At 47.6% G+C, this 23373-nt stretch carries 21 protein-coding genes; 13 read left to right on the top strand and 8 right to left on the bottom strand.

Translation table 11 applies throughout. The features are described 5' to 3' along the window. Nucleotides 1-58: 58 nt before the first annotated feature. The 6 genes from FB479_RS06450 to FB479_RS06425 all read left to right on the top strand — a co-directional run bounded on the left by FB479_RS06450 (nucleotide 59) and on the right by FB479_RS06425 (nucleotide 6158). The gene (locus FB479_RS06450) at nucleotides 59-2320 is read left to right on the top strand and encodes an immune inhibitor A domain-containing protein (RefSeq protein ID WP_142063457.1); all 2262 of its coding nucleotides are present in this window, start codon (nucleotides 59-61) and stop codon (nucleotides 2318-2320) included. 199 nt (nucleotides 2321-2519) lie between these two features. After that, the gene (locus tag FB479_RS06445; RefSeq protein WP_106655775.1) at nucleotides 2520-3350 is read left to right on the top strand and encodes an electron transfer flavoprotein subunit beta/FixA family protein; all 831 of its coding nucleotides are present in this window, start codon (nucleotides 2520-2522) and stop codon (nucleotides 3348-3350) included. Beyond that, on the top strand, nucleotides 3347-4369 hold the full coding sequence (locus tag FB479_RS06440; protein ID WP_106655776.1) for an electron transfer flavoprotein subunit alpha/FixB family protein: 1023 nt from the start codon (nucleotides 3347-3349) through the stop codon (nucleotides 4367-4369). The genes FB479_RS06445 and FB479_RS06440 overlap by 4 nt, the downstream gene beginning before the upstream one ends. Then, a complete protein-coding gene (locus tag FB479_RS06435; protein ID WP_142063454.1) occupies nucleotides 4362-5657 on the top strand; it encodes an FAD-dependent oxidoreductase in 1296 nt (431 codons plus the stop codon). The genes FB479_RS06440 and FB479_RS06435 overlap by 8 nt, the downstream gene beginning before the upstream one ends. Then, on the top strand, nucleotides 5657-5953 hold the full coding sequence (locus tag FB479_RS06430) for a ferredoxin family protein (protein ID WP_007726971.1): 297 nt from the start codon (nucleotides 5657-5659) through the stop codon (nucleotides 5951-5953). The genes FB479_RS06435 and FB479_RS06430 overlap by 1 nt, the downstream gene beginning before the upstream one ends. Nucleotides 5954-5969: 16 nt before the next feature. Next, nucleotides 5970-6158, top strand: coding sequence for a hypothetical protein (locus FB479_RS06425; protein WP_106655778.1), 189 nt, complete (start codon nucleotides 5970-5972; stop codon nucleotides 6156-6158). 37 nt (nucleotides 6159-6195) lie between these two features. On the opposite strand, the gene FB479_RS06420 is transcribed toward FB479_RS06425, so the two are convergent. From FB479_RS06420 to FB479_RS06405, 5 genes are all read right to left on the bottom strand, one after another. Beyond that, nucleotides 6196-6585: a M67 family metallopeptidase gene (locus FB479_RS06420; protein ID WP_255438298.1), complete on the bottom strand. Its 390-nt coding sequence runs from the start codon at nucleotides 6583-6585 to the stop codon at nucleotides 6196-6198. A 22-nt stretch (nucleotides 6586-6607) separates the two neighbouring features. Then, nucleotides 6608-6784 (bottom strand): hypothetical protein, encoded by a 177-nt coding sequence (locus FB479_RS30875; protein WP_167385099.1) that lies wholly within the window; start codon nucleotides 6782-6784, stop codon nucleotides 6608-6610. Between the two features lie 83 nt (nucleotides 6785-6867). Continuing rightward, nucleotides 6868-10683 carry a coiled-coil domain-containing protein gene (locus FB479_RS06415; protein ID WP_142063448.1) on the bottom strand — a complete coding sequence of 1272 codons (3816 nt, stop codon included), beginning with the start codon at nucleotides 10681-10683 and terminating at the stop codon, nucleotides 6868-6870. A gap of 154 nt (nucleotides 10684-10837) precedes the next feature. Next, on the bottom strand, nucleotides 10838-12043 hold the full coding sequence (locus FB479_RS06410) for a BMQ_0737 family morphogenetic spore coat protein (RefSeq protein ID WP_106655781.1): 1206 nt from the start codon (nucleotides 12041-12043) through the stop codon (nucleotides 10838-10840). A gap of 108 nt (nucleotides 12044-12151) precedes the next feature. Then, entirely contained in the window at nucleotides 12152-13036 is an 885-nt protein-coding gene (locus tag FB479_RS06405) for a glycosyltransferase family 2 protein (RefSeq protein ID WP_142063445.1), read from the bottom strand. A gap of 137 nt (nucleotides 13037-13173) precedes the next feature. Here FB479_RS06405 and FB479_RS06400 point away from each other — a divergent pair, with 137 nt between their 5' ends. Continuing rightward, nucleotides 13174-14532: a hypothetical protein gene (locus FB479_RS06400; protein WP_142063441.1), complete on the top strand. Its 1359-nt coding sequence runs from the start codon at nucleotides 13174-13176 to the stop codon at nucleotides 14530-14532. Nucleotides 14533-14587: 55 nt separating this feature from the next. Here FB479_RS06400 and FB479_RS06395 read toward each other — a convergent pair whose 3' ends face one another. Further along, nucleotides 14588-15673: a peptidoglycan-binding protein gene (locus FB479_RS06395; RefSeq protein ID WP_255438297.1), complete on the bottom strand. Its 1086-nt coding sequence runs from the start codon at nucleotides 15671-15673 to the stop codon at nucleotides 14588-14590. Between the two features lie 107 nt (nucleotides 15674-15780). Between FB479_RS06395 and FB479_RS06390 the strand changes: the two genes are divergently transcribed. Then, a complete protein-coding gene (locus FB479_RS06390) occupies nucleotides 15781-16128 on the top strand; it encodes a DUF1360 domain-containing protein (RefSeq protein ID WP_142063435.1) in 348 nt (115 codons plus the stop codon). A 4-nt stretch (nucleotides 16129-16132) separates the two neighbouring features. Here the strand turns inward: FB479_RS06390 and FB479_RS06385 are convergent, their stop codons facing one another. Together FB479_RS06385 and FB479_RS06380 are read right to left on the bottom strand one after the other, a co-directional pair. Further along, nucleotides 16133-17320, bottom strand: a complete 1188-nt coding sequence (locus tag FB479_RS06385; protein WP_142063432.1) for a glycosyltransferase family 2 protein — start codon at nucleotides 17318-17320, stop codon at nucleotides 16133-16135. 123 nt (nucleotides 17321-17443) lie between these two features. Next, nucleotides 17444-18292, bottom strand: a complete 849-nt coding sequence (locus FB479_RS06380) for a DUF1698 domain-containing protein (protein ID WP_106655787.1) — start codon at nucleotides 18290-18292, stop codon at nucleotides 17444-17446. Between the two features lie 207 nt (nucleotides 18293-18499). Here FB479_RS06380 and FB479_RS06375 point away from each other — a divergent pair, with 207 nt between their 5' ends. From FB479_RS06375 to FB479_RS06355, 5 genes are all read left to right on the top strand, one after another. After that, nucleotides 18500-19345, top strand: coding sequence for a hypothetical protein (locus FB479_RS06375; protein WP_106655788.1), 846 nt, complete (start codon nucleotides 18500-18502; stop codon nucleotides 19343-19345). Between the two features lie 113 nt (nucleotides 19346-19458). Next, on the top strand, nucleotides 19459-20862 hold the full coding sequence (locus tag FB479_RS06370; protein ID WP_142063430.1) for a sugar phosphate nucleotidyltransferase: 1404 nt from the start codon (nucleotides 19459-19461) through the stop codon (nucleotides 20860-20862). Further along, nucleotides 20855-21946: a CDP-glucose 4,6-dehydratase gene (rfbG, locus tag FB479_RS06365; RefSeq protein WP_142064605.1), complete on the top strand. Its 1092-nt coding sequence runs from the start codon at nucleotides 20855-20857 to the stop codon at nucleotides 21944-21946. The genes FB479_RS06370 and rfbG overlap by 8 nt, the downstream gene beginning before the upstream one ends. A gap of 24 nt (nucleotides 21947-21970) precedes the next feature. Beyond that, entirely contained in the window at nucleotides 21971-22750 is a 780-nt protein-coding gene (gene rfbF, locus FB479_RS06360) for a glucose-1-phosphate cytidylyltransferase (protein WP_106655791.1), read from the top strand. A 13-nt stretch (nucleotides 22751-22763) separates the two neighbouring features. Further along, complete coding sequence (locus FB479_RS06355; RefSeq protein WP_142063425.1) at nucleotides 22764-23357, top strand: FkbM family methyltransferase; 594 nt, start codon at nucleotides 22764-22766, stop codon at nucleotides 23355-23357. The last annotated feature ends 16 nt before the right edge of the window (nucleotides 23358-23373 follow it).

Genomic DNA, 23373 nt, shown 5'->3' with positions numbered 1-23373 from the left:
TTGGGGGTTTGATTTTTCCGATGCATCACAAATAGATAGAAAAAGAGGGTGAACCGTAGTGAAGAAAAGCAAAAAGCTCTTATCCGTTTTATTTTCCTCCTCACTCGTGCTCAGTACTTTCGTGGCTGCACCTACAGCAGGTTTGGCCAAACCAAAAGAGGACAAGCATGATCTGCATGTAGATTTGTCCACTGTTAACCTGGAGCGACTGATTAAAGGGTTAATGGAGCAAGGAATCATTGATGAAGACGCCGATCAGGAAGAGATTGACGAGGCGTTGCTCGAGTATTTGGAAGACAAGAAAGTACCGCACGGCATTGATGAATCGTCCTCTTACGGTAAGGAAGCGAGCAGAGGACAGCAGGCAGCATTGGCTGAGGCTGTGCAGAAAGTGGCTGAGATGGAGGACGGCGATGAATTGCGCTCTTCCAAACGACTACATACCGATAACATCGTTGTCGCTCTTGTCGAGTTCCCTGACCGGGAGCATAACGAGCTACCAAAAGTGAGTGACTCGCTTTGGACGAAAGACTTTAACGAAAAGCATTATAAAGAGATGCTGTTTGATCAGAAGGGGTACGAAACTCCTGAAGGAATCAGCATGACAACGATGGCGAAATACTTCTATCTGCAATCGGGAAAAACGTGGACGGTTGATGGTGTGGTAACGCCATGGCAAATGGCAGAGAATAGCTACAAATATTATGGAGAAAACTCGAAAACCGGTGACGATTCCAATCCGCGCGATCTGGTAATCGAGACGCTTGAGGCAGTTGGGGAATCCATTGCTGGGAAAGAGGAATTGTACGATCAGCGCGATCCGTATGATATCGATGGTGATGGAGACCTAATGGAGCCGGATGGCAATCTGGACAACCTCATGCTTGTTCATGCAGGGATCGGAGAAGAGACAGGGGAAGACCCAGATGCGATCTGGTCTCACCGTTGGACTTTGAAAAAACCAGTAGATATTCCAGGCACAAGCCTCAAAGCGTTTGATTACATGATCCAACCAGAGGATGGCGCACCAGGTGTATTCACTCACGAATACGGACACAATCTCGGTTTGCCAGACTTGTATGACACGACAAGAGGCGGAAAAGATTCGCCAGTAGGTGCTTGGTCCCTCATGTCGTCTGGTAGCCACACAGGTAAGGTTTTCCAAACGGAACCTACTGGCCTTGATCCTTGGTCCAAAATGGTTCTGCAGCAAATGTTCGGCGGAAACTGGATTAATCCGCATGTGCTGGACTACAAGAATGTAGAGAAGCGCAAGAGAACCCTTCGACTCATTGATGCGAGCAGCCTTGAAAAGGACGGTAAGGTCATCAAGCTGAACATGCCTAAGGTCGAAAAGAAACCGCCGGTTGAGCCAAAAGATGGCGGATATGCATACTTCTCGGATGAAGGCAACAAGCTGAATACAAAAATGACGTCCGATGTGATTGATTTAACAGGGGTCGGCTCCGCAACGATGAAATTCGATTCGTGGAGAAGCATTGAGGAAGGCTATGACTACGTGTACGTCAATGTAATCGATGCAGATACAGGCGAGAAAAAAGAAGTTCAAAAATACGATGACGTAACAAAAGGCTGGGACAAAGAAGAAATCAGCCTGAACGAGTTCGTCGGTAAAAAGGTACAAGTCGAGTTTAACTATGTGACGGATGTCGCATTCGTGATGGATGGCTTCTATTTGGATAACTTCGAAGTAGAGGCAGATGGACAAGTCATCTTCACAGATGATGCAGAGGGTGAGAAGAAGTTCAAATTGGATGGCTTCACTCACTTCGATGGAAAAGGAAAAATGTTCGATGCGTACTACCTGATTGAGCTGCGCTCTCATGAAGGAATTGACGCTGGATTGAAGCATTTCCGTCGCAACGATTCCTTCTTCACGTATGACCCAGGTATGGTCATCTGGTACTTTGATGGGCGTTACGAAAGATCCCGTGACAACAATACAAGCCTGCATCCAGGCTACGGTATGCTCGGTGTAGTAGATGCCCATCAGGAAGTACGTTATTGGAACAATGATGAAGGTAACAAAAAGGCAATTGCAGATTCCCGTTACCAAGTGAACGACGCTGCGTTTAGCCCGAACGATACATCTGGAATGGATCTGGATTACATTTTGGGAACGATGCAATACGAGCCGTTGGATGGCGTTACTGAGTTTAAAGACAGTGATGATTACTCGATGCCGGAAGTACCGGAAGTCGGTAAAATCCTGCCGCAAATCGGTTTGGAAATCAAACTGAAAAGAGTTTCCAAGAAGTTCACGGATGCTACGATTGAACTCTCCATTGATAAAGATTAATCCATAAGCCTAAAGACGCCACACAGCGCCAAGCTGATGTTTGGCGTCTTTTTCGTTTCTATGATTACTGGTCTAAGCTCGGCTTGATCGAAATAGGCTATAACAATGAACGACAAGCTGCCTGATCTGATTGCGTGTAAGAAAGGCAACCTTTTGTACAGGCATAGGAATCGCGCCCGGCAGCAAGGGGGGATCAATCATGCTGCACATTGTTGCTTGCATTAAGCAGGTGCCGGACACCAAAATCATCAAGATGAATCCGAAGACGAATACGATGGATCGCGCCAGTGCGCCAGCCATTCTCAACCCGTATGATGCACACGCGGTGGAGGAGGCCGTTCGGTTGAAAAATCGATATGGGGGTGTGGTCTCCGTCGTCACCATGGGACCTCCGCCAGCGGTGAAGGCCATTCGGAAATGTATCGAGATCGGAGCAGACGCTGGCTATCTGGTAACGGATCGTGCATTTGCCGGAGCAGACACATTGGCGACCAGCTATGCGATTACCAAAGCCATTGAAAAGATTGCAGAAAGCCAGCCAGTCGACCTCGTCATTTGCGGGAAGATGACCATCGACGGTGATACGGGACAAGTCGGACCGGGTGTCGCCAGACGGTTGGATATTCCGCCGCTTACGTGTGTGAAAAAAGTAGTGGAGATAAACAAAGAGCAAGGTTACGCCATTGTGCATCGAAAGCTGGAGGATGGTTATGAAGTCATTCAGTCGACCTTGCCTTGTTTGTTTTCCGTGGAGAAGGAGATTAACGAAGTGCCCTATTCTCCGCTGCCCAACATGCTTCGAGCTGCTAGATATCATCCTGTTGTCTGGTCCGTCGATGACTTGGGGGATATCGATCGGACGCAGTTAGGTCTGAAGGGCTCTCCTACCATCGTTGCGAAAGTTTGGCCACCAGAGAAGCCAAAAGGCGGCGAAATCCTCGAAGGAAGCGCCAGCGAGCAAATCGCACGCTTGATGGAAATTTTGCACGATAAACAGCGACTGTTTCGGGTAAAGGAGGAGCAGATATGAATCTGGATGATTTTCGTGGCATCTGGGTGTTTTTAGAGGTGAGTGACGGCCGTATCGCGCCTGTATCACTCGAACTGCTGGGGGCGGGAAGACAAATGGCTGACAAGCGAGACGTGCCGCTTGCTGGCTTGTTAATCGGAGATGGAATCAGGGAGTTGGCCCACACGGCGTTTCCATACGGAGCGGACCAAGTGTATGTATACGATCAAAAGATATTTCATGATTACCGAACAGAGTCCTATATGCGGGCAGTCATCGAATGTGTCCAAAAGCACAAGCCGGAAATCATCTTGTACGGGGCGACTTCAACGGGAAAAGATTTGGCGAGCGCTGTCGCGACGGACTTGGAGACAGGGCTGACTGCTGATACCACCATGCTCGATGTGAATGCGGAGACAGGTTTATTGGAGGCAAGCCGTCCGGCGTTTGGCGGTAACATCATGGCAACCATTTTGTGCAAAAAACATCGACCGCAAATGGCGACCGTTCGCCCAAAAGTCATGAAAGCGCTTGAGCCAGACGAGTCACGTACAGGAGAGATCATGGAAGAAAGCCTGGAGCTGCGTGAAGAAGACATTCGCACAAAAGTACTAAAAATCGTCCGGGAGACGAAGGAAAAGGTGCGGCTGGATGAAGCTGATGTGATCGTCGCTGGTGGCAAGGGACTCGGAAGCAAGGAAGGCTTTGCACTTATTCATCGTTTCGCAGAACGAATCGGGGCAACCGTCGGGGCCAGCAGAGATGCGGTGGAAGCAGGCTGGATCGGCCATGAACATCAGGTAGGGCAGACGGGAGTGACTGTGACGCCCAAAATTTACTTTGCCATCGGTATATCGGGAGCTATTCAGCATTTGGTCGGCATGCGCAACTCGGGATTGATTATTGCCATCAATAAAGATCCGAATGCACTCATCTTTCAGTCTTGTCACTACGGTATTGTCGGTGATGCTTTTGAAATTGTGCCATTGCTCATTGAAGCATTCCAAAAGGAGCCGGACAAGGAGGTAACGTATGGCTGAGAATTTTGATGTAATTATTGTCGGAGCAGGTCCGGCTGGAACAGCTTGTGCTTATACGCTTGCCAAAGCGGGTGTAAATGTTCTGTTGATGGAGCGCGGGGAATATCCGGGTTCCAAAAACGTCATGGGAGGTGTTTTGTATCGCAAAACGATGGAAGACATCATCCCCGAATTTTACAAGGAGGCGCCTGTTGAACGGCCGATTGTCGAGCAGCGGTTCATGATGCTCGATAAGGAATCAGCCATCAATTTCAGCTATAAGGGCATGGAGTGGGCCCAGGAACCCTATAACAATTTCACGGTGCTGCGGGCGAAATTTGACCAATGGTTTGCAGATAAAGCCGTGCAGCAGGGAGCACTTCTACTCAATGAGACCGTCGCTTTGGAGTGCATTGTTGAAAATGGCAAAGTAGTCGGTGTCAAAACAGATCGACCGGATGGGGATCTATACGCAGATGTGGTCGTTCTGGCAGACGGAGTGAACTCCTTGCTGGCAAAATCGTTAGGGTTCCACAAAGAGTTTCGCCCAGATGAAGTAGCGCTCGCTGTCATGGAAGTACTGAAGCTGGATCGCAAAATAATCGAGGATCGCTTTAACTTGGAGGGCGATCACGGTTGTACGATTGAAATTTTCGGGGATTCGACCAAAGGGATATTGGGGACGGCTTGGCTGTATACGAATAAGGACAGCTTGAACATTGGGGTAGGGACGATGCTGTCGGGTTTGATCAAAAACAAGATCAAGCCGTATGAGTTGTTGGACTATGTAAAGAATCATCCGATGATTCGGCCGTATATCCAAGGCTGTGAGCAGCAGGAATACTTGGCGCACCTGATTCCCGAGGGTGGATATCGTTCCATTCCCAAAATTGTCGGCAATGGTGTACTTGTCGTAGGAGATGCTGCCCAGCTCGTCAATGCGATCCATCGTGAGGGATCGAATATGGCAATGGCATCGGGTGTCATGGCGGCGGAAACGATCCTGGCGGCAAAAGAGGCAGAAGACTATTCCGAAAAAATGCTCGACGGATACCGAATCAATCTATTGAACAGCTTTGTCGGTCAAGATTTGAAAAAGTACAAGGACGCAACGCATCACTTTGAAAAATTCCCGCAGTATTTCGAACAGTATATTCCGATGATGAACAAAGCGGCGAGTCAGATGTTCACGGTTGATGGCAGCTCGAAATGGAGCAAGCAAAAGAAAATTTGGAGCGACCTCGGCTCTGCGAAGGATAAATGGAAAATGGCGCGTGATTTGATGAATGCGTGGAGGGTGATGAAGTGATGCAGGATCTACCGAAGGGCCAGTCAATCGAAGAGAAACAGTATCTCGTGCGCTTCAAAGCGGATACGGAGTCACATCTGCATGTGCTCTCCGCAGATGTTTGTGCGACGCAATGCCCTGATAAGCTCTGTACCATCTTCTGTCCTGCGGAAGTATACAAATGGGAAGAAGTGCGGATGCACGTCGGTTACGAAGGGTGCCACGAGTGTGGGAGCTGCCGCATTGGTTGCCCGTACGAAAATATCAAATGGGTGTATCCGAAGGGTGGACACGGAATCATTTTCAGACTCGGGTAATGGGCGGCGATGAACGGTGATACAAGTAGGCGATCTGGTCGTATACGTAAAGGATGGCGCAAAGGGAGTCGTCATTCATATTGAGGAGGACCGCTTCCAGATAAAGTGGGAAGATGATTTTGTCAGCTGGGAGAAAAAGGAATGGCTGCTAACCAGTCCATTGGAAAATGGCGATCTTCAAAAACTGAAAGAACAGCGGGAGTAAATTCCCACTGTTCTTTTGTTTTGAGTGAATTTGACCATTAGTTACGGACTATATAAGGATACTCACGAGCAAAAGACCCCTCGATTCGAAAACAGCCGAGAACGGGTTGGGAAGAAGCGAGCGATACGATGAGATACGCGGCCTCCGGGTAATGACAGAAAGCAATATCTTCGGGTGACGGAATGGGAGGTGCAGTAGGATGGGAATGATAGATCCCGACCAATTGCTCCCCACGCAACGCCATTTTGTGGAAAACCTGTTGAATCTGCTTGGGGTCCATGGCAAAGGCGACTGGGCTTTTTAATGTATTCTCCATACGCCAAACCGTCTGTGCACTCCCATTTCTACCGGAAAGCAATCCGCACGTTTCATTTGGCTTCTTCTCCAGGGAATCTCGGATGATCTCATCCCAGACTGCACGGGTCATGGAAAAGGGGGTCTCGATAAGATTAGCCCTGCCAACGCCTGCCGCAGCAACCTCCACTCGTTTTAGTCTGGACAGACGGTTGGACTCTGTGAACCGGACCGGATTTTGGCAAAGGTGATGGCGGCATTCGACGCTGGGCAGGTTGGACTGGGTGTTGTTGACGCTGTTGGTACAGTGCACGCATTTGTTCAGGTGTCATGGTTTTTCCTCCCTTTCTGGACTGTACTATGTTGTATTCAGTATGGCTGCACATGGTAACGGCTCTTGCACATTTTCACTTTTTCAGCGAAACGGGTTGAAGGCATTGGCATTTGGGGGATAGGGCATCGGCATTTTTACTGGTGTGGGAGACGATTGCTGTGTAGAGGGATCGGAGCTTGGCATGAATGGAGTGGTTTGTTGGAATGAAGTGCTTTGCTGGAAATGGCCGAAGGCTTTATTGGATCGAGCTTCTTTTTGCGTGAATTCTTTGATGATTTGTTTGTATTTTTCTTCGTTGTTCTGGAGTTCTTTCAGCATGTTTTTGAGTCCGGCTATCGTCTTCTTCATCAATTGCTCCTGAGATGTAAACTCCTCAATGGCTTTTTCTTTTTCGGTTAACAGGGTGTCATATTTTTGGGTTGTTTTCTCCAGTACTTCGTTCCATTTATTTTTTTGAAGAGAGATGCTTGCGAGCTTCTCGTCGGTTTCTTTAACTTGTTGCTGAAAAGCTTTATTACGATCCTGTTCCTTCGCTAATTGCTGTTGTGTTTCTTTTAACTCCGACTGAAGACTCTTAAGGGTGTTTTGTGTTTGTTGTATTTCTTCGTCGCGTTTTTGTAGGCTTTGCTGCAATTCTTGCTCATGCTGGGAATGTGATTCGGCCAGCTTTTTATAGTCAGCGATGAGTTGATTTTTCGTTACCCGAGCTGCTTCCAGCTCAAGCAGAGCTTCTGTTAATTGTTGAGAAATCTCTTCGTGCTTTGCTGTCCAACTTTGTTCGAGATCCATTGCTTTTTGGAACATCTCATGGCGGGTGGCCTCGAGCTCCTGCTCTTTTGTGCGAAAATCTAGTTTTTTCGCTTCGAGTTCTTGCTCTCGGGTGTATATCTCTTGATTCTGGACTTGTAGCTCCTGCTCCCGGGCTTGCAAGTCTTGCCATTGGACTTGAATTTCTTGCTCCTGAGAGAGTAGCGTCTGTTCCAGGGTGTTTAGTTCTTGCTCGCGAGAAAGCAACTCCTGTTCACGAGTGTGTAGGATATGCTCTAGAGCCTGCAGCTCCTGCTCTTGATTGTGTAGCTCTTGATCTCGCGCGTTCAGCTCTTGCTTCATTGTGAGTAACTCTTGCTCATGGGAGTGGATTTCCTGCTCATGAGAGAGAAGCTCCTGCCCACGAAGCTGCAGCGCTTGCTCGCGGGATTGAAGTCCTTGTTCTTGAACCTGCAGCTCCTGGCTCTGAGCCAGAAGTGCTTGCTCCTGAGAGAGGTTGGCTTGCTCCCAATCCCGAAGCTCCTGTTCATGGGTCTTGAGCTCTTGTTCTTGAACCTGCAATGTTTGTGCATGAGCTTGCAGCTCTTTTTCTTGCGCTTGCAGCTCTTTTTCTTGCACCTGCAGCTCTTGTTCAAAACCGTTTAGTTCTTCTTCCCTTGCTTGAAGGTCTCGCGTCTGCTCGAGAAGTTCTTGATCTCGCACCTGAAGCCCTTGCTCGAAAGCGAGCAGCTCTTGTTCTTTTGTTTGGAGATTATGATTTTGAGAGACAAGTTCTTGCCCGCGCGCTTGCAGCTCTTGCTCGAGAATGTAAAGGTCCTGCTCTCGCGCTTGGAGGTATTGCGTCTGTGTGAGAAGGTCCTGCTCCCGTGCTTGAAGGTACTGTGTCTGTGTGAGAAGGTCTTGCCCTTGAGATTTTAGTCCTTGTTCAAGAATTGTTAGCTCTTGTTCTTTTGTTTGCAAGTTATCTGCTTGCGTTTGCAGTTCTTTTCCTTGTATTTGGAGGTCTTGCTCAAAATTGAGAAGGTCCTGTTCCCGTGCTTGGAAGTCTTGCGTCAGAGAATGTAGGTCTAGCTCTTTGGACTGGAGCTGTTGTTCTTTCGTTTGCAGATTTTGAGTTAGGGATTGAAGTTCTTGCCCTTGCGTCTGAATTTCTTGCTCGAGAACGTGAAGGTCCTGCTCCCGTGCCTGGAGTTCTTGCGAAAGAGAATGCAGGTCTAGCTCTTTGGCCTGGAGCTGTTGTTCTTTTGTTTGCAGGTTTTGAGTTAGGGATTGAAGTTCTTGCTCTTGCGTCTGAAGCTTTTGCTCGAGATCGAGAAGTTCCTGCTCCCGTGAGTGGAGGTCTTGAGTCTGAGAATGCAGCTCTAGCTCTTTGGACTGGAGCTGTTGTTCTTTTGTTTGCAGGTTTTGAGTTAGGTATTGAAGTTCTTGCTCTTGCGTCTGAAGCTTTTGCTCGAGACCGAGAAGTTCCTGCTCTCGTGCTTGAAGTTCTTGCGTCACAGATTGCAGCTCTAACTCTTTGGAAGTGAGTTGTTGTTCTTTCGTTTGCAGGTTATGAGCTAGGGATTGAAGGTCATGTCCTTGCTTTTGAAGCTCTTGTTCGAGACCGAGAAGTTCCTGCTCCTGTGCTTGAAGGACTTGTGTCTGAGAATGTAGCTCCAGTTCCTTAGCCTGTAGCTCTTGCTCAAGACCGAGAAGATCCTGCTCCCGTGCTTGAAGAGCTTGTGTCTGAGAATGCAGTTCCAGCTTCTTCGTTTGGAGATTTTCATCGGTAACAAGCAGTTCTTGTTCTTTGGTCTGCAGCTCTTGCTTGAGAGTGAGCAGCTCTTGTTCTTTCGTCTGCTGGTTATCCGCTTGAGAATGCAGTTCTAACCATTGCGTCTGAAGCTCTTGTTCAAGACCGAGAAGATCCTGCTCCCGTTTTTGTAGGTGTTGCGTCTGAGTCTGCAGCTCTAGCCCCTTCAACTGGATTTCTTGTTCGAGAGAGAGTAGATCCTGTTCTTTGGTCTGCAGGTTACGCGCTTGAGAATGCAGTTCCTGTCCTTGCCCCTGAAGTTCTTGCTCAATACCTTGAAGTTCCAGCTCCCGTGTTTGAAGGTGTTGCGTCTGAGCCTGCAACTCTAACCCCTTCGACTGGAGCTCTTGTTCGAGAGAGAGTAGATCCTGCTCTTTCGTCTGCAGATTACGCGCAACAGATTGCAGTTCCAGCCCTTGCCTCTGCAACTCTTGCTCAAGATCGTGAAGTTCCTGCTCCTGGCCCTGGAGACTATGCTCAAATGCGTGGAGGTTTTGTTCCCGCACCTGTAGTTCTTGCTCCCGTTGCTCCCATTTTGCGCTTGCTTCTGTAAGCTGCTGTAGGTCAGAGAGTGTCTGCTCTTCCCGGGCCCGTGCGTCATCCAACAGCTGATTCAAATATTCAATTTTGGATAGTTGCTCCTGCTGACTTATCTGCGCACTCTTAAACTCTTTATTTACATTATCCAAAGCTTGTTTCCACGTAAGCTGTTGCTGCTCTAGATGTGCGATCATGTCTAAATGCTGCTGGCGTTCATGCAGGATCTCCTCGATTTTACTCAGCTGCTGCTGTTCTTGTTCGTGTAACGTTGTCTGCCATTGTGCCTCTTTTTGTTCGTAGATCTGTACTCGCCGTTGGAGCAATTCAATGTGCTCTCGTAAGTGTGCTTCCTGAGCTTGATGTTTGGACATGATTTCTTCAAGCCGTGGACCTTTTCGTTGCTCTCTGATCTCGTTTTGCAAGCTGTCGATCGAATTCTTTAGCCTTGCCTCTGTTTCCTGGTGATCGTTTATGGCATTTTCGCGCTGTTTCAGGAGATGCTCGTAGTAGTCGAGCTTGCCTTTCATTTCTTGAAGCATGTCTTGTGAATCGTTCAAACGCTGTTTCCATTCTGTCCCTTTTCTGTCCAAATCTTCAAGAGTTTGGTTCAATTGTTCAAGCTGCTCTCTGTATGCTTCGTTTTTTTCGGATGTATCCTCTATCTGCTTCTGTAGGTGCCACACTTCTTGCATGAGTTGGTTTGCTTTGTCTTCGTAATAGTGTGCTTGTTTTTTTAGCAGGAGGAGCTTCTCATTTTCTTTCGGCTTATTCGCATTGGAGATTTTCCTTTTGTACACAGTGTTGTCCTCCTTTTTCCGTCTGCCGTTCCCATATAGACATATGTACGGGGTGGGAATTGGTGCCTGTATTGTAGTGACTGTTTATCCATAGAAAAACGGGAGAAGTGCTGGTCTTCTCCCGCTTGATTGGTAATCATCTTTTTTGTTTTGCTTACGGAGAAGTGATGACGATATCTCCGAAAGTGATGCAATCGGCAACCAGCAATTGTTCGTCTGGTACGACAGTGACAGTTGCACTGAAGACAAGGACACCAGCAGAGTTGGTGAGTGTCAGGAGGATGACATCAGGCAGGCCGAGACCTGTTTCCGCCAAGGTGAGGGAGTAGGTTACAGTCTCCTGAGCCCCTGTTGCCGTAAATGTCTGTACGCCGGTACCTGTTACGACAAGACCTGTCACGATTGGGAGAATTGGCAAGACGGTAATGCAGGTCGGAGAGCTGATCGTCGTAGGCGAGAAGCTGAAGCTTTGATCGCCTGGGAGTACATCAGGCAAGATATTATCAAAGAAGTTAAAGGTAAACGAGCTGCTGGACGGATCGCAACTTGGGCAGATATCTGCGATGAGCTGAATCGTACCGGCGGCGAGTACGAGCGGGATACCGAGCGATACGGAAATGTTCGGTACCAATGCGTTGACGGACGCCTGGCAATCGCAGTTGCGTACGGGGAAAATTGGTGGGCATTGTGGTGGGAATGTGATCGGCGGGCAACGGAAAGATGGCGTTGGAGATGGAATTGGAATGTTGTTTGGACGAGGTGCGCAGAATTTCGCTAATACTTCCAGCTTGACTTCTGCTTCTACCTGGATCTCTACGCAGACAATGACGTCGAGTTGAACCATGCCGCCGAGGAGAACGGTACCGGTCGGAGAGCATTCGAAAGCGCTGATACGGCACAGGATATTGTCCTCATCAAGCGGTTCAGGCAGGCAGAGAACGACTTCCTGATCGAATTGCACTGTTGTTGTGAATTCGCAGAGAGGCGTTCCATCTGCGAAGACGCGAACGAGTACAGTGGCTCCGAACACGAAGCGAACGACCCCGACCCGAACGGTGGTCCCACCGACTGTAATGTTCTCGCGGCGAATACTGACGACTCTGCAAGTAGGACCAGGAGAAACTGGCTCAACGCAGGAGAGCGTGATATCTTGCCCTGCACGAATTGCAGCGTCTACCAGAGCTTGACAATCGTCGGGAAGGGCAATCTTGTTTCGGTAGCTGTTCGCTAATACTACCCAGTCGTACACCTTGTTGACGCGAATGCACTCTTCCTGCAGGTTGTTCGATATAGGAGGAGTTGCTGTAGGCGTCGGTGTAGGGAGCTGGCGACCCATAATGGGCTTCACGTGATGTTTCACCGTAAGAATCCTTCCTTTCCTAGGGAGTTTGCTTTGCAGTTACATACTATGTGGGCAACGGGAGTTTGGCATGTTGAGCATGCGCCTATTTTTTAGGTCACTATCTTGTCAGAAGGGAATTTTAAATTTTTGAAAGAACCAATTATCGTCGAATTTTCTTTGGGCAGCGTATCGAACACGCTGAGCGGCAGCCCCGCAAGTCAGCACATCATCCGTGATTTCGCTCGCATTTGCGTAGAGTACAAGTTTTTTCGCTCCCTCAATCCGCTGTTCGTTAAAATGGCTGTACGCCATTCGAAGCATATTGTAATAAATGTGCTCATGCGCAACTGTATAAGGGTGGACTTGCCTAAACAAATGTAAGATTTTTACGGATGGCTGGACCATACACGTATAGCCAAACAGCCACATTTTGATGGAAAACTCGATATCTTCAAATCCCCATATGCGAAAACCGCGATCAAAACCCCCAACCTTCATAAAAGCTTCTCTGGTGACGAGGAAGCATCCCCCAGGCAATATCGCAACCGGCGCCGGGCCTGTTGGCTTTGGATACCAGGTGATCTCGAGCTTTTGATTCAGATTTTGCCCATATCCAATTTTATGGGGCTCCGTCATGGAAGCGATTCCCGGAGCAACGCCATCTGCTTTTTTGGTAAGAATGAGCTCCATCATGCGATCGATCCAAAAGTTTTCAAAAGACAGATGGGCATCGCAAAAAATGAAGTAGTTGCCGCGTGCATGATCCACGCCCAAGTTTCGTGCTGCTGCAGCACCAATGCCTTCTGTTGTGATTAATTTTATTTTTGCATTTTGCCCCTGGCCTTGTAAAAAGTGACAACCATTATCAGTTGAGGCATCATCGACTACGATCACTTCATACGGATACGTCGTTCTTGTATTCAAAAGGGAAGTGATGGTAGAACGCACATTGTCCCCCTCATTTTTTACAGGAATGATAATGGAGATCAGGGGCATTTGTGAGGTAGGCATATAACCACTCCTTTCTGTAGCCATCGTATGCGCAAAGCGCTTCTGCGGAACAGTGATCGCCAAAAATGTTCACTTTGGACACTGGGCATTCATACAATATCGCGGACTGAAGGAAAGTGTCGTAAGGAGAGATGGGAATGGATGTTGAGGTATATTACAGTGGTCAACGTGGCGGGACCATGCCGTACGCGGCTCTTCCAGCGTTTCGTTTGTTTTGCAAGCAAAATGGCTTTCAATTGAAGTGGGATTTGACGAATAAAAGAGTGGATCTGGATTTGGGGTTGAAAGGGAAAGTTTGCGCTCTTTTTACTGGCATCTCTTCAGGAGCAACCGCCTACGAATGGGAGGTATTGGGGAATGTTCAAAAATTTCTCTCTGATAGCGGAATGGAGGTTGTCTTAAGCCAAAACAATTCCTCTCTGGCTAAAAATACGGATGTCGCCATACGTTTCAGCTTGAAGGAAATGAGAGTGCTGGAAAAACCGAGACTGATTTTCTTTCAGTCGGAGGATGAAAAGCGGCAAGATCTGGTCAAGTGTTTGCGTACAGAAATGCAGCAGACAGGAATCCCGTGTCACTATAAAGTAATCAAAAACCAAAAGCAACCATCGATCGTTCACATCCAGTTGCAGATGCCGCATTATACCGAAGTGAGCAAGCGTAAGATCTATGCGGAAAAAATTGCGCTACACTTGGCGTCAGGGGTTTTGGAGTATTTCCAAAATGGATTACACATTCAACCAATGGCGTTTTTACCACCCAATATTTTAAAGCTGTTTTATTCCACTATGCTCTTTACCTCTGACAAGGAAAGTCAGCAGGGTGCAGACGAAAAGCCATTGGCAGAGGAACAAAGCACAATTCAGGAAAGTGACCAGCCGACTAATGAGGCCAGTAACTCAAACAGTGAAACAAACAGTGTATCAGATAGTGAACAGGAAGAGCTGTTGATCCTGGCAGAAGAAGAACTGCTGGAACAGGTAGTGACCATACATCCGGTCGAAGAAGTGCCTGAACACGTTGAATTGCGTGCAGCGGCAGAAGTGTATTTTGATTACACGCTGATTCACTCCGAATCGGTTGAGAAGCCGTATCTGTTAATTGGTACACTCCAGGTGAAAAATACGGGGAACGTTGAACTGAACAATCCAATCGTTTGCTTGCGCGTCTCGCCTGTCGATTCGATCAAAATGGGAGGGCAGGTATTGCCGCCGAAGCTCGTGGAGACGATGGCCGTGCAAGGTACATCGGGATTAAAAGGATGGAGATACTTGGAAGACGACTGGTTCGCCCAAGCGATGGAGAGAGGGGAATACTGGATGGCGCCGATCCAGCCTGTATCCATTCCGCCGCAATCGACGGAGGCGTTCCAAAACTTCCAGATTTCTTTTATGAAACAAGAAGCAGGGAAGGGAATAGTCGTCGAGGGTGTCGTGCTTTGCAACGATCAGACGGTACACTTTTCAGCCAATAACCGGATCGCTGTGTCTTTTTGAAAAGGAAAAAAGCCACCATTTCAAGGAGAAATGATGGCTTTTCCGTTCCGCGCCTCTATTTTTTCAAGAACATTTGCACGAACGTTTTTCCGTGCGGACCGCCATTTACGACAGCAATAGCTACGTAGTCATATGTTGGACTCATGATATTGGCTTTGTGCCCAGAGGAATTCATGAACATTTGATGGGCGCTGCTTACAGAGTAGTTTTGAGCAATATTTTCAGCAGCAGCTAAATAGCGAATACCAAAAGAATCCATCATTTGAAACGGTGAGCCGTAAGTGGGAGACGTGTGGCTAAAGTAACCTTTGCTTACCATCTCTTGGGCTTTTACACGTGCAACCTTCACCAACTGCATGTCCACTTGATAAGGTGCGAGTCCGCGGCTGGTGCGCTCTTGATTCACGAGTTGAACCATTTCTTTTTCCTCAGCCGTCAATTCAGCAGGAAGAGGAACTTGCGTGCCAGCACCAGGGTTTTGCGGTTGCTCAGGCTTGCTTGGTGTTACGGGAGTCGTTGGATTTGTTGGGACAGTTGGCTTCGTGTCTGGTTTAGGCTGCACTGGATTATTCTTGTATTGCGTTTTTATGGCAGTATACGTTTTGGCGTCAGCTTCACCCGTCAAGGTTTGTTTATTGCGCGACTGGAATAGCATAACGGCAAAGCGAGTAGATTCATCGTAATGACCCGAGGCAGTTACTTTGTATCCGAGGCCAGCGAGCATCGTCTGCAATTCCTTTACACGTTCACCGCTAGCACCTAATTTCAGCGTAGTGTAATCATTGGACTCATTTGACTCAGAAGGCTTGGATGGTGTAACTGGTGGTGTAGTCGGCTTCTGCGTGTGGGCTTTGTACACCCTCTTCAGTTTATCGTAAGTAGCTTTGTTCACAATTCCTGTTTGCTTGAGCTTGTATTTTTTCTGGAACGCTTTGACGTTATAAGAAGTGTTGCTGTTGTAGATCTTGTCCACTACCAGCTTGTAGTCGTAATGGAGTGCATCGAGCATCTTTTCCACTTCAAGCACGCGCGTGTTTTTCATCCCTTTTTTCAAAGGGGTAAAGGTTGTTTTCGCAAATGCAGGTTGTCCGATCATGGTAACGAGGACGGACAGGGAAAGGATAGTTGCAATCTTCTTCATGTTGCGATTCATCTCATCACGCCTTTCTCTGGTTTGTCGCACCACAATGGTACTAAATGTGGAACAAATGAGAAAAGCACAAAATATTGGAAAGAGGTGGAGGTGGAATGTTTGACCTCTCTTGGATCGACCTGATCATCCTCGTGCTGGCAAGCTTTCGTCTCACGCATTTGATTGTTTTTGATGAGATTACGTCTTTTCTGCGAAACCCATTTTACCAGGTAGTATATGTACCCGATGAGTCGGGGCAAATGGTTCGGGACTTTCATTTTAAAGGCGGGAGGGTGCGCCAATGGATGGGGAGATTGTTGAGCTGCCACTGGTGCGTGGGAATTTGGGTGGGCGCTTTGATCGTAGGGTTGTATATGTATGTGCCAGCCGCCTATCCTTTGTTGCTCCTGCTTGCCATATCCGGAGCGGCGGCTGTCATTGAGACGAAGTTATACTCGAGTTGACTGATTAGCTCCTTGCAAATGCTTTGTACACGAGCACTTCATCATGGGATAGCGGAATGATCTCTTCTGCCATGTAACCTCCCACCATTCTGTGATGGACTTGAGGTGTGGTCGGAGCGGTGACACTGGACGAAGATATGTCCACTCGATGCATCGTCGCTCTGGGGTCGAGCGGGATTTCAAGGGCGAAGGTGGGTTTTTCGACGGTATAGCTTTTTACGCCTGCCCCATTTACGAGGGCAGTGAGCACAATCGGCTTCGCCAACCTGGCAGTAGAGCCGGGAACTCTTCCTTTTACCAAAAGCATTTGGGCAGGTGCAGAAGGCACTGATTCAACGATAACGCGCAAGACGGGAGGCGCCCATAAGTCAATACTCCGATTCATGCTTGAGATGCGGGACGTATTGGAAGGGAATGTTTTATACAGTTTTAAAAGGTTTAGTACACCCATGCCTTTGTATTGTGGAACGTACGAAATCCAGTGGCTTGGTATGGAAGCATAATTTTTCGCCAGCGATCTTAATACTTCAGGTACACCGATAGAATGCCATTGTGTAGCTGATTTGCAGGCACCGTGGATTCGTGCGCTTCCCAAATACTGGGCGATGTAGCCAATCGGATAAAATTTGGCGATTCGCATCCAGAGGTCGTAGTCCATGCAAAATTGCAGGGTTTCATCGACGCCCCCCATATGCCTGAAGACGTTGGCTCTGATGAAAGCGGAGGGCTGGCATATACAGCAGCTTTGATACAATTTCTTGGCGTCAGCTGGTTCTGATGGGTAGCTGGAGGATACTTGCCCATACTCATTCGTAACATGGCAATTGCCGTGTAGCATTCCCCAGCTCGGATTGGACGCAAAAGCATGAACAGTTGCTTGGATGGCGCCAGGTACATACATGTCGTCTGAATTGAGCCAGCCAATGATTTCCCCTCTTGCCATTGCAAGGCCTTTGTTAATCGCATGAGACTGTCCGCGATCCGGTTCGGAAATATAACGGAAGCGCGGATCTTTTTGTGCATATTCTTGCAAGATGGAGAGCGTATCGTCAGTCGAGCCTCCATCTACCACGATATGCTCAAGGTTTGCATAGTCCTGGGTCAATATGCTATTTATGGTGTCACGAATAAACCGGCCTTGGTTGTAAGAGGGGGTAATGATACTCACTAAAGGTTGCTGTGAGTGGGACACGAGATTCACTCCCATCTTTCCATCATATAAAATGCATGCACTACCATCAGACTATGAAAGAATGGAAAATCGGGTACACAAGCATCGTTGATCTTGTGCACCCGATTTCATTTTACCCGGATATTACAGGTAGTCTGGAACGATCCCTGGATTGCGGAATATACGTAGCAATTCCGCGTGACAGTTATTGTCGATCTCGCTGCCAGAAATGGCTCTTGCCACGAGGCTGATACGTCCTGCATTGTAATTGTTAATACTGCCGGAGGGGATGGTCCGAATCGATTCAGGAATGACTTCAAACAGCGTACTCTTCAGCATCTCCTGAATGCAAAGTACGGAAGGCAGCCACCAAGTGGTATCGTCCTTATAAATCCGGTTCATTTGTCCAGGAGCTCCGTTGTAGACCATGATTGATTGGTTCGTATCCAGGATACAGGCAGTTTCCAACAAGAGGTGCCCACCTGGCTTAATCACACTCCGGCATTGCGACAATGTCCACATCGGATCGCGCAGATGATAGAGCAGACCAAGATGCTGGACGACATCAAATTGATTGTGCCGAATTTGATGAGGGAACGGCAGTGGTTCTGTAAAATCGTCCATCAGCAACACTTGCAGTCCTTCCCATAGTTTATAAGGGCTGGTATTGTACAGCGGCAAAACTTTGCTTTGCAGGATGTTCTTGCAAAACTCAAAATTCAAATAGAGTGGCTGCATACAGTCCGTAGCCACGACAAGACTTGCCCCTCTTTGCTCCGCTTCAAACGCCCACATACCGTCAAAGCTAGCAAGATCAAGGACGCGTTTCCCCGAATATTGGATATATTCTCTGGATTGTCGGGTCATATTCCATACATTTTCCAGAAGCGAAATCCCGGGAGTGACGATACCGGGTCGCAGTGCGATTTTATGGTACCATCGCCGTTTATTGATCTCATCGAGGATTTCCTGATCTGTCCAAAATCTTCCCATCGACATATCCCCCTTCATTGCATAGTGCTTGCCCTATACGATATGTTCGGACAGTGCTGGGGGGAATGATATAAATGCATTAATTTTGTCCCAACCAGGTGTAAAGTTGCTTGGCAACAAGCAGGTTTTCGGAAAAAAGGCATATGCCCGTTTCTCGTTGTCTTTCTCTTACATAAAGTATGGGGAGTAAAAGGAGGCGGAAAGAGTATGCCCTTGCCTATTGTGATCATCCATCGCGGGGACGATGATTATCTCACATACAGCTTGCAGCAAGCGAAAATAAGCAACCCAAATACGCCCGTCTATCTGATAGGGAATGGAGGAAACAGGAGGTATGCTACGAACGGCATCATTCACGAGATGATAGACGAGTACATGCATGCCGCTATCGAAATGACGAGAGTCTATAAACATATTCATTTTATGCCCTTTGAGTACAACCTGTTTTGTTTTCAAAGATGGTTTATTTTGTTGGCGTTTATGAAAAAGCATCAATTTCCGAAATGCTGCTATATCGATACGGATGTCATGCTGTATACCGACGTGAACCATCCACGCTTTGACAACTTCACGATGGAATTCGTATGGACCAATTTCGTAGACAGGCAAAAGCTCGAACATTATTGCGAGTTCATGAGGTCTCATTTTGCCACTCCAATTGCATTCGCGAAAGTCGTCCAATACACGATGCAGAGAAAGGAGCATGTAAGGTTCAATCAGCCTTTAATTACGGATATGGTGCTGGCCTTGCTATTTCTTGAGCAATTCAAGGATTACCGAATCACGAATGGCTTGTTTCATGATGGCATAATGGATGGGAATATTCAGCAGGCTACATCGGTGGAGAATTTGTACGGCTATAAGAAAATTTACTCGATAAACGGTATCTTGTGCTGCAAGGATAATGCAACGGGCCGATATATGCCGATGTTTTCTCTGCATTTTCAAGGATACATGAAGCACTTTATGAGATTTTTCACGGCTCCTTATCTTCCCCAAGCAGGTTCATACATTTTCGATTATATTTCCAATCGTTGGATTCAGTTTTCATAGGCTTCTATCATTCCTCGTGTTATTTGACCATTTTCATTGGATCATAGAGCATCCACTGCGACAAACGCATAAGATGGTGCATACAACACGATAAACGGATAGAGGTGGCCTGGGTGAAACTGATATTGCTATCGGGTGGTTCAGGGAAAAGGCTGTGGCCGCTCTCCAATGATGTCAGATCCAAACAGTTCTTGAAGTTGATAGGCAATGAACATGCCCAACCAGAGGCAATGGTTCAACGAGTGTGGAGGCAGCTGACCTCGCGCAATTGGTCGGAGCCTGTTTATATTTCAACAGGCCGCTCGCATGTTGATTTGCTTCAAAGCCAACTCGGTGAGGGCGTTCCCTTGATCGTGGAGCCGGAAAAAAGGGATACCTTCCCTGCCATTGCTTTAGCGGTTACCTATTTGTATTCTGCTTTGACAATGGACCCCGATGAGGTCATAGCCATCATGCCTGTTGATCCATTCGTTGAGGATCGCTTCATGGACAGGATCAAGGAGCTGGAGAACGTCATTCTCAGCTCAGACGCGAATCTCGCATTAATCGGAGTGAAACCGACGTATCCTTCTACGAAATACGGCTACATTGTCCCACAGCTCGAATCGGAATCGGATCAGGGGAAAAGGCCTCATGCCTATCAAAAAGTAAAAAGCTTCAAAGAAAAGCCGTCACTTGAGCAAGCGCAGGATTTAGTAGAAAAGAAGGCCCTGTGGAATTGTGGAATTTTTGCTTTTCGATTGGGTTATCTGATTCGTGAATTGGAGCAAAAAGGATTGCCTACTGAATACAACCGCATGCTTGAGCAATATAGCCAAATGCCTGCCATCAGCTTTGACTATGAGATTGTAGAAAAGGCAGAGAAAGTAGTCGTTCTCCCGTATGACGGATACTGGAAGGACTTAGGGACGTGGAATACGCTCACGGAAGAAATGAGCGGCAGTGCAATCGGTAAGGTCTTGCTTGATGAGAGCTGCGCGAATACGCATGTTATCAACGAATTGGACATACCTATCGTGTCCATCGGTCTATCGGACATGATCGTGGCGGCCAGTCCTGATGGGATCCTCGTTTCGTCCAAGGAGCAAAGTCATATGGTCAAAAATTTGGCTTTGGATTGGACAAAGCGCCCAATGTATGAAGAGCGGCGCTGGGGATGGTATCAGGTTATGCATTTTCAGAAGAATGAAGACGACGTGGAAGTATTAACGAAAAGAATCCATATATACGCCGGGAAAAATTTGAGCTATCAGTACCATCACCACCGTAGCGAAGTATGGATCATTGTAGAGGGCTGTGGCGAGTTCATCTTGGATGATCAGCTGTGCCAGGTCGGACCAGGTGACGTCTTGCAAATCCCGGTAGGAGCCAAACATGCAATCAAAGCTACGAATGAGCTGGAATTCATCGAGGTACAGATGGGAAGTCAGCTGGTGGAAGAAGATATCGTTCGACTCGGAATGACGTGGTCAGCGATTCTGGAGCGGATTGGGAAGCACGGTGATCACGATGGTTGATCCAGTGTTCTGGCGAGACAAAAAAGTGTTGATCACAGGGCATACGGGGTTCAAAGGGGCATGGCTATGCTTATGGCTGCATCACTTAGGGGCGAAGGTAACGGGGTATGCGCTGTCGCCGCCGACAAATCCGAGTATTTTTGAGTGTGCCCAGATCAGCTCATTGGTTGATTCGATTATTGATGATGTCAGATCGAAGGAAAGTGTTCAAAAAGCGATCAACCAAGCAAACCCGGATATTATCATTCACATGGCCGCTCAGCCGCTGGTGCGTTTATCGTATCAATATCCGGCGGAAACCTACGAAATCAATGTCATGGGTACGGTGAATGTACTCGAAGCGGCGAGAGTGGCTGTGCAAAACGGTATGAAAATCAGAGCGATTATCAATGTTACGACGGATAAGGTTTACGAAAATCGGGAGTGGGTGTGGGGATACCGTGAGCAGGATGTATTGGGCGGCTATGACCCGTACTCCAACAGCAAAGCATGTTCGGAGCAAGTGACTGCCTCCTATCGCAATGCTTTCTTTCACCCCGACCAGTATCACCAGCATGGCGTAGCCATTGCTTCAGCGCGAGCAGGCAATGTGATCGGCGGAGGTGATTGGGCTCTTGATCGGTTAATACCAGATTGCCTGAGTGCCTTGATGAAGGGTGAGAAAATCATCATCCGAAGTCCAAAAGCAATTCGACCGTGGCAGCACGTCCTTGAGCCATTGAAGGGTTATTTGATGCTCGCTGAAAAAATGTGGAGAAATGGCAAGGATTACGCGCAGAGCTGGAATTTTGGTCCGAATGATGAAGATGCAAAATCGGTAGAGTGGATCGTCCGGCAATTGTGTGAGCGATGGGGAGATGGGGCCAGCTTTGAAGCCGAGCGAACAGATTCACAATGGCACGAAGCCCAATATTTAAAGCTGGACTGTTCCAAAGCCAAAAGCCTAGTAGGCTGGAAGCCCAAGTGGTCAATCGAACAGACCTTGGACCGTATCATTTCTTGGCATAAGGCTTATCAGCAAAAGCAAGACGTGAGAAAAATCTGTCTGGCCCAAATCAGAGCGTATACAGATGGGCCCCAATGAACAACAGAGGAAGGAGGGCAGCCAATGAAAGTCGTCATCCTAGCAGGAGGGTATGGCACACGCATTGGAGAAGAGACGCATCTTCGTCCGAAGCCGCTCATTGAGATCGGTGATTGGCCCATCATTTGTCATATCATGTCCAGTTATTCCAAGTACGGCTTCCACGATTTCATTATTTGTCTCGGGTACAAAGGCTATATGATCAAGGAGTACTTCGCGCACTACTTCCTTCACCATTCTGATGTGACGTTTGATTTTCGCAATGACAATCAGGTCACTTTTCACAACCACAATGCTGCTCCATGGCGAGTCACATTGATTGACACGGGGAAAGACACAGGGACAGGTGGAAGGGTGAGACGGATACAGAAATATGTGGGAGAAGAAACATTCATGCTGACGTATGGAGATGGCTTATCCGACATTGATATTGAACAGCTGGTAAAATTTCATCGCGCGCATAAAAAGCTCGCAACGATCACCACTACTCAACCGCCAGGCCGATTCGGAGCATTGGATCTTGCCAATGGGAACACCGTAACAGGATTCCAAGAGAAGCCAAAGGGGGACGGCGGGTGGATCAATGCTGGTTTTTTTGTCATGGAGCCAGGAGTCTTTGACTATATTGCGGGTGACGAGACGGTATTGGAAAAAGAGCCGCTGGAGAGCTTGGCCAAGGCGAATCAACTGATGGCCTTCAAGCATACCGGTTTTTGGCATCCAATGGATACGCTTAGAGATAAAAACTACTTGGAAGAACTGTGGAAATCGGGAAAAGCAGCATGGGCAACCAGCCGAACATAAGGAGGAAGCAGGAGTGGGCGGATTAAACGAGAACAGTGAAGAAGTTTTTTCTCCGATTGGATACGGTGACATCACGATCGATTGTGGGGCAAATTACGGGGTCATTTCTCAAAAAATGGCGGAAAAAGGTGCCCTCGTCTTTGCGTTTGAACCGAATCCATTTGTATTTGAGGAATTGAAAAAAAGGGTAGGACCTTATCCCAATGTCATATGTATAAACAAAGCGGTTTGGCATAAAAACGACAAGCTGCGCTTGCATTTGCATGATCTTTACCATACGGATCCGGCAGGGTCTGCTTATGCCTCTTCCCTTTTGAATAATCATCCTGTTACGAATCCCAATAAGTATGTAGAGGTAGAGGTCATTGATTTGACACAGTTCATCCAAATGCTCAATCGTCCCATCAAATTAATTAAAATAGATATCGAGGGGGCAGAATTTGAACTGCTGGAAAAGATCGTAGAACAAAATTTACACCTGCAAATAGAAAAAATCGTCGTAGAAAATCATGAATGGCTCATCGAAGGCTTGAAAGCGAAGGCCGATCACTTTCGGGGGGTCATGCAAGAAAAACAAATTCACAACATCGACTTGAACTGGATATAAGAAGAGAGCCAAGCAA

It is taken from the genome of Brevibacillus sp. AG162 (assembly GCF_006715575.1).
Classification (GTDB): domain Bacteria; phylum Bacillota; class Bacilli; order Brevibacillales; family Brevibacillaceae; genus Brevibacillus; species Brevibacillus brevis.
The sequence above is the reverse complement of the archived record's forward strand: the minus strand, read 5'-3'. Positions and strand labels throughout refer to the sequence as shown.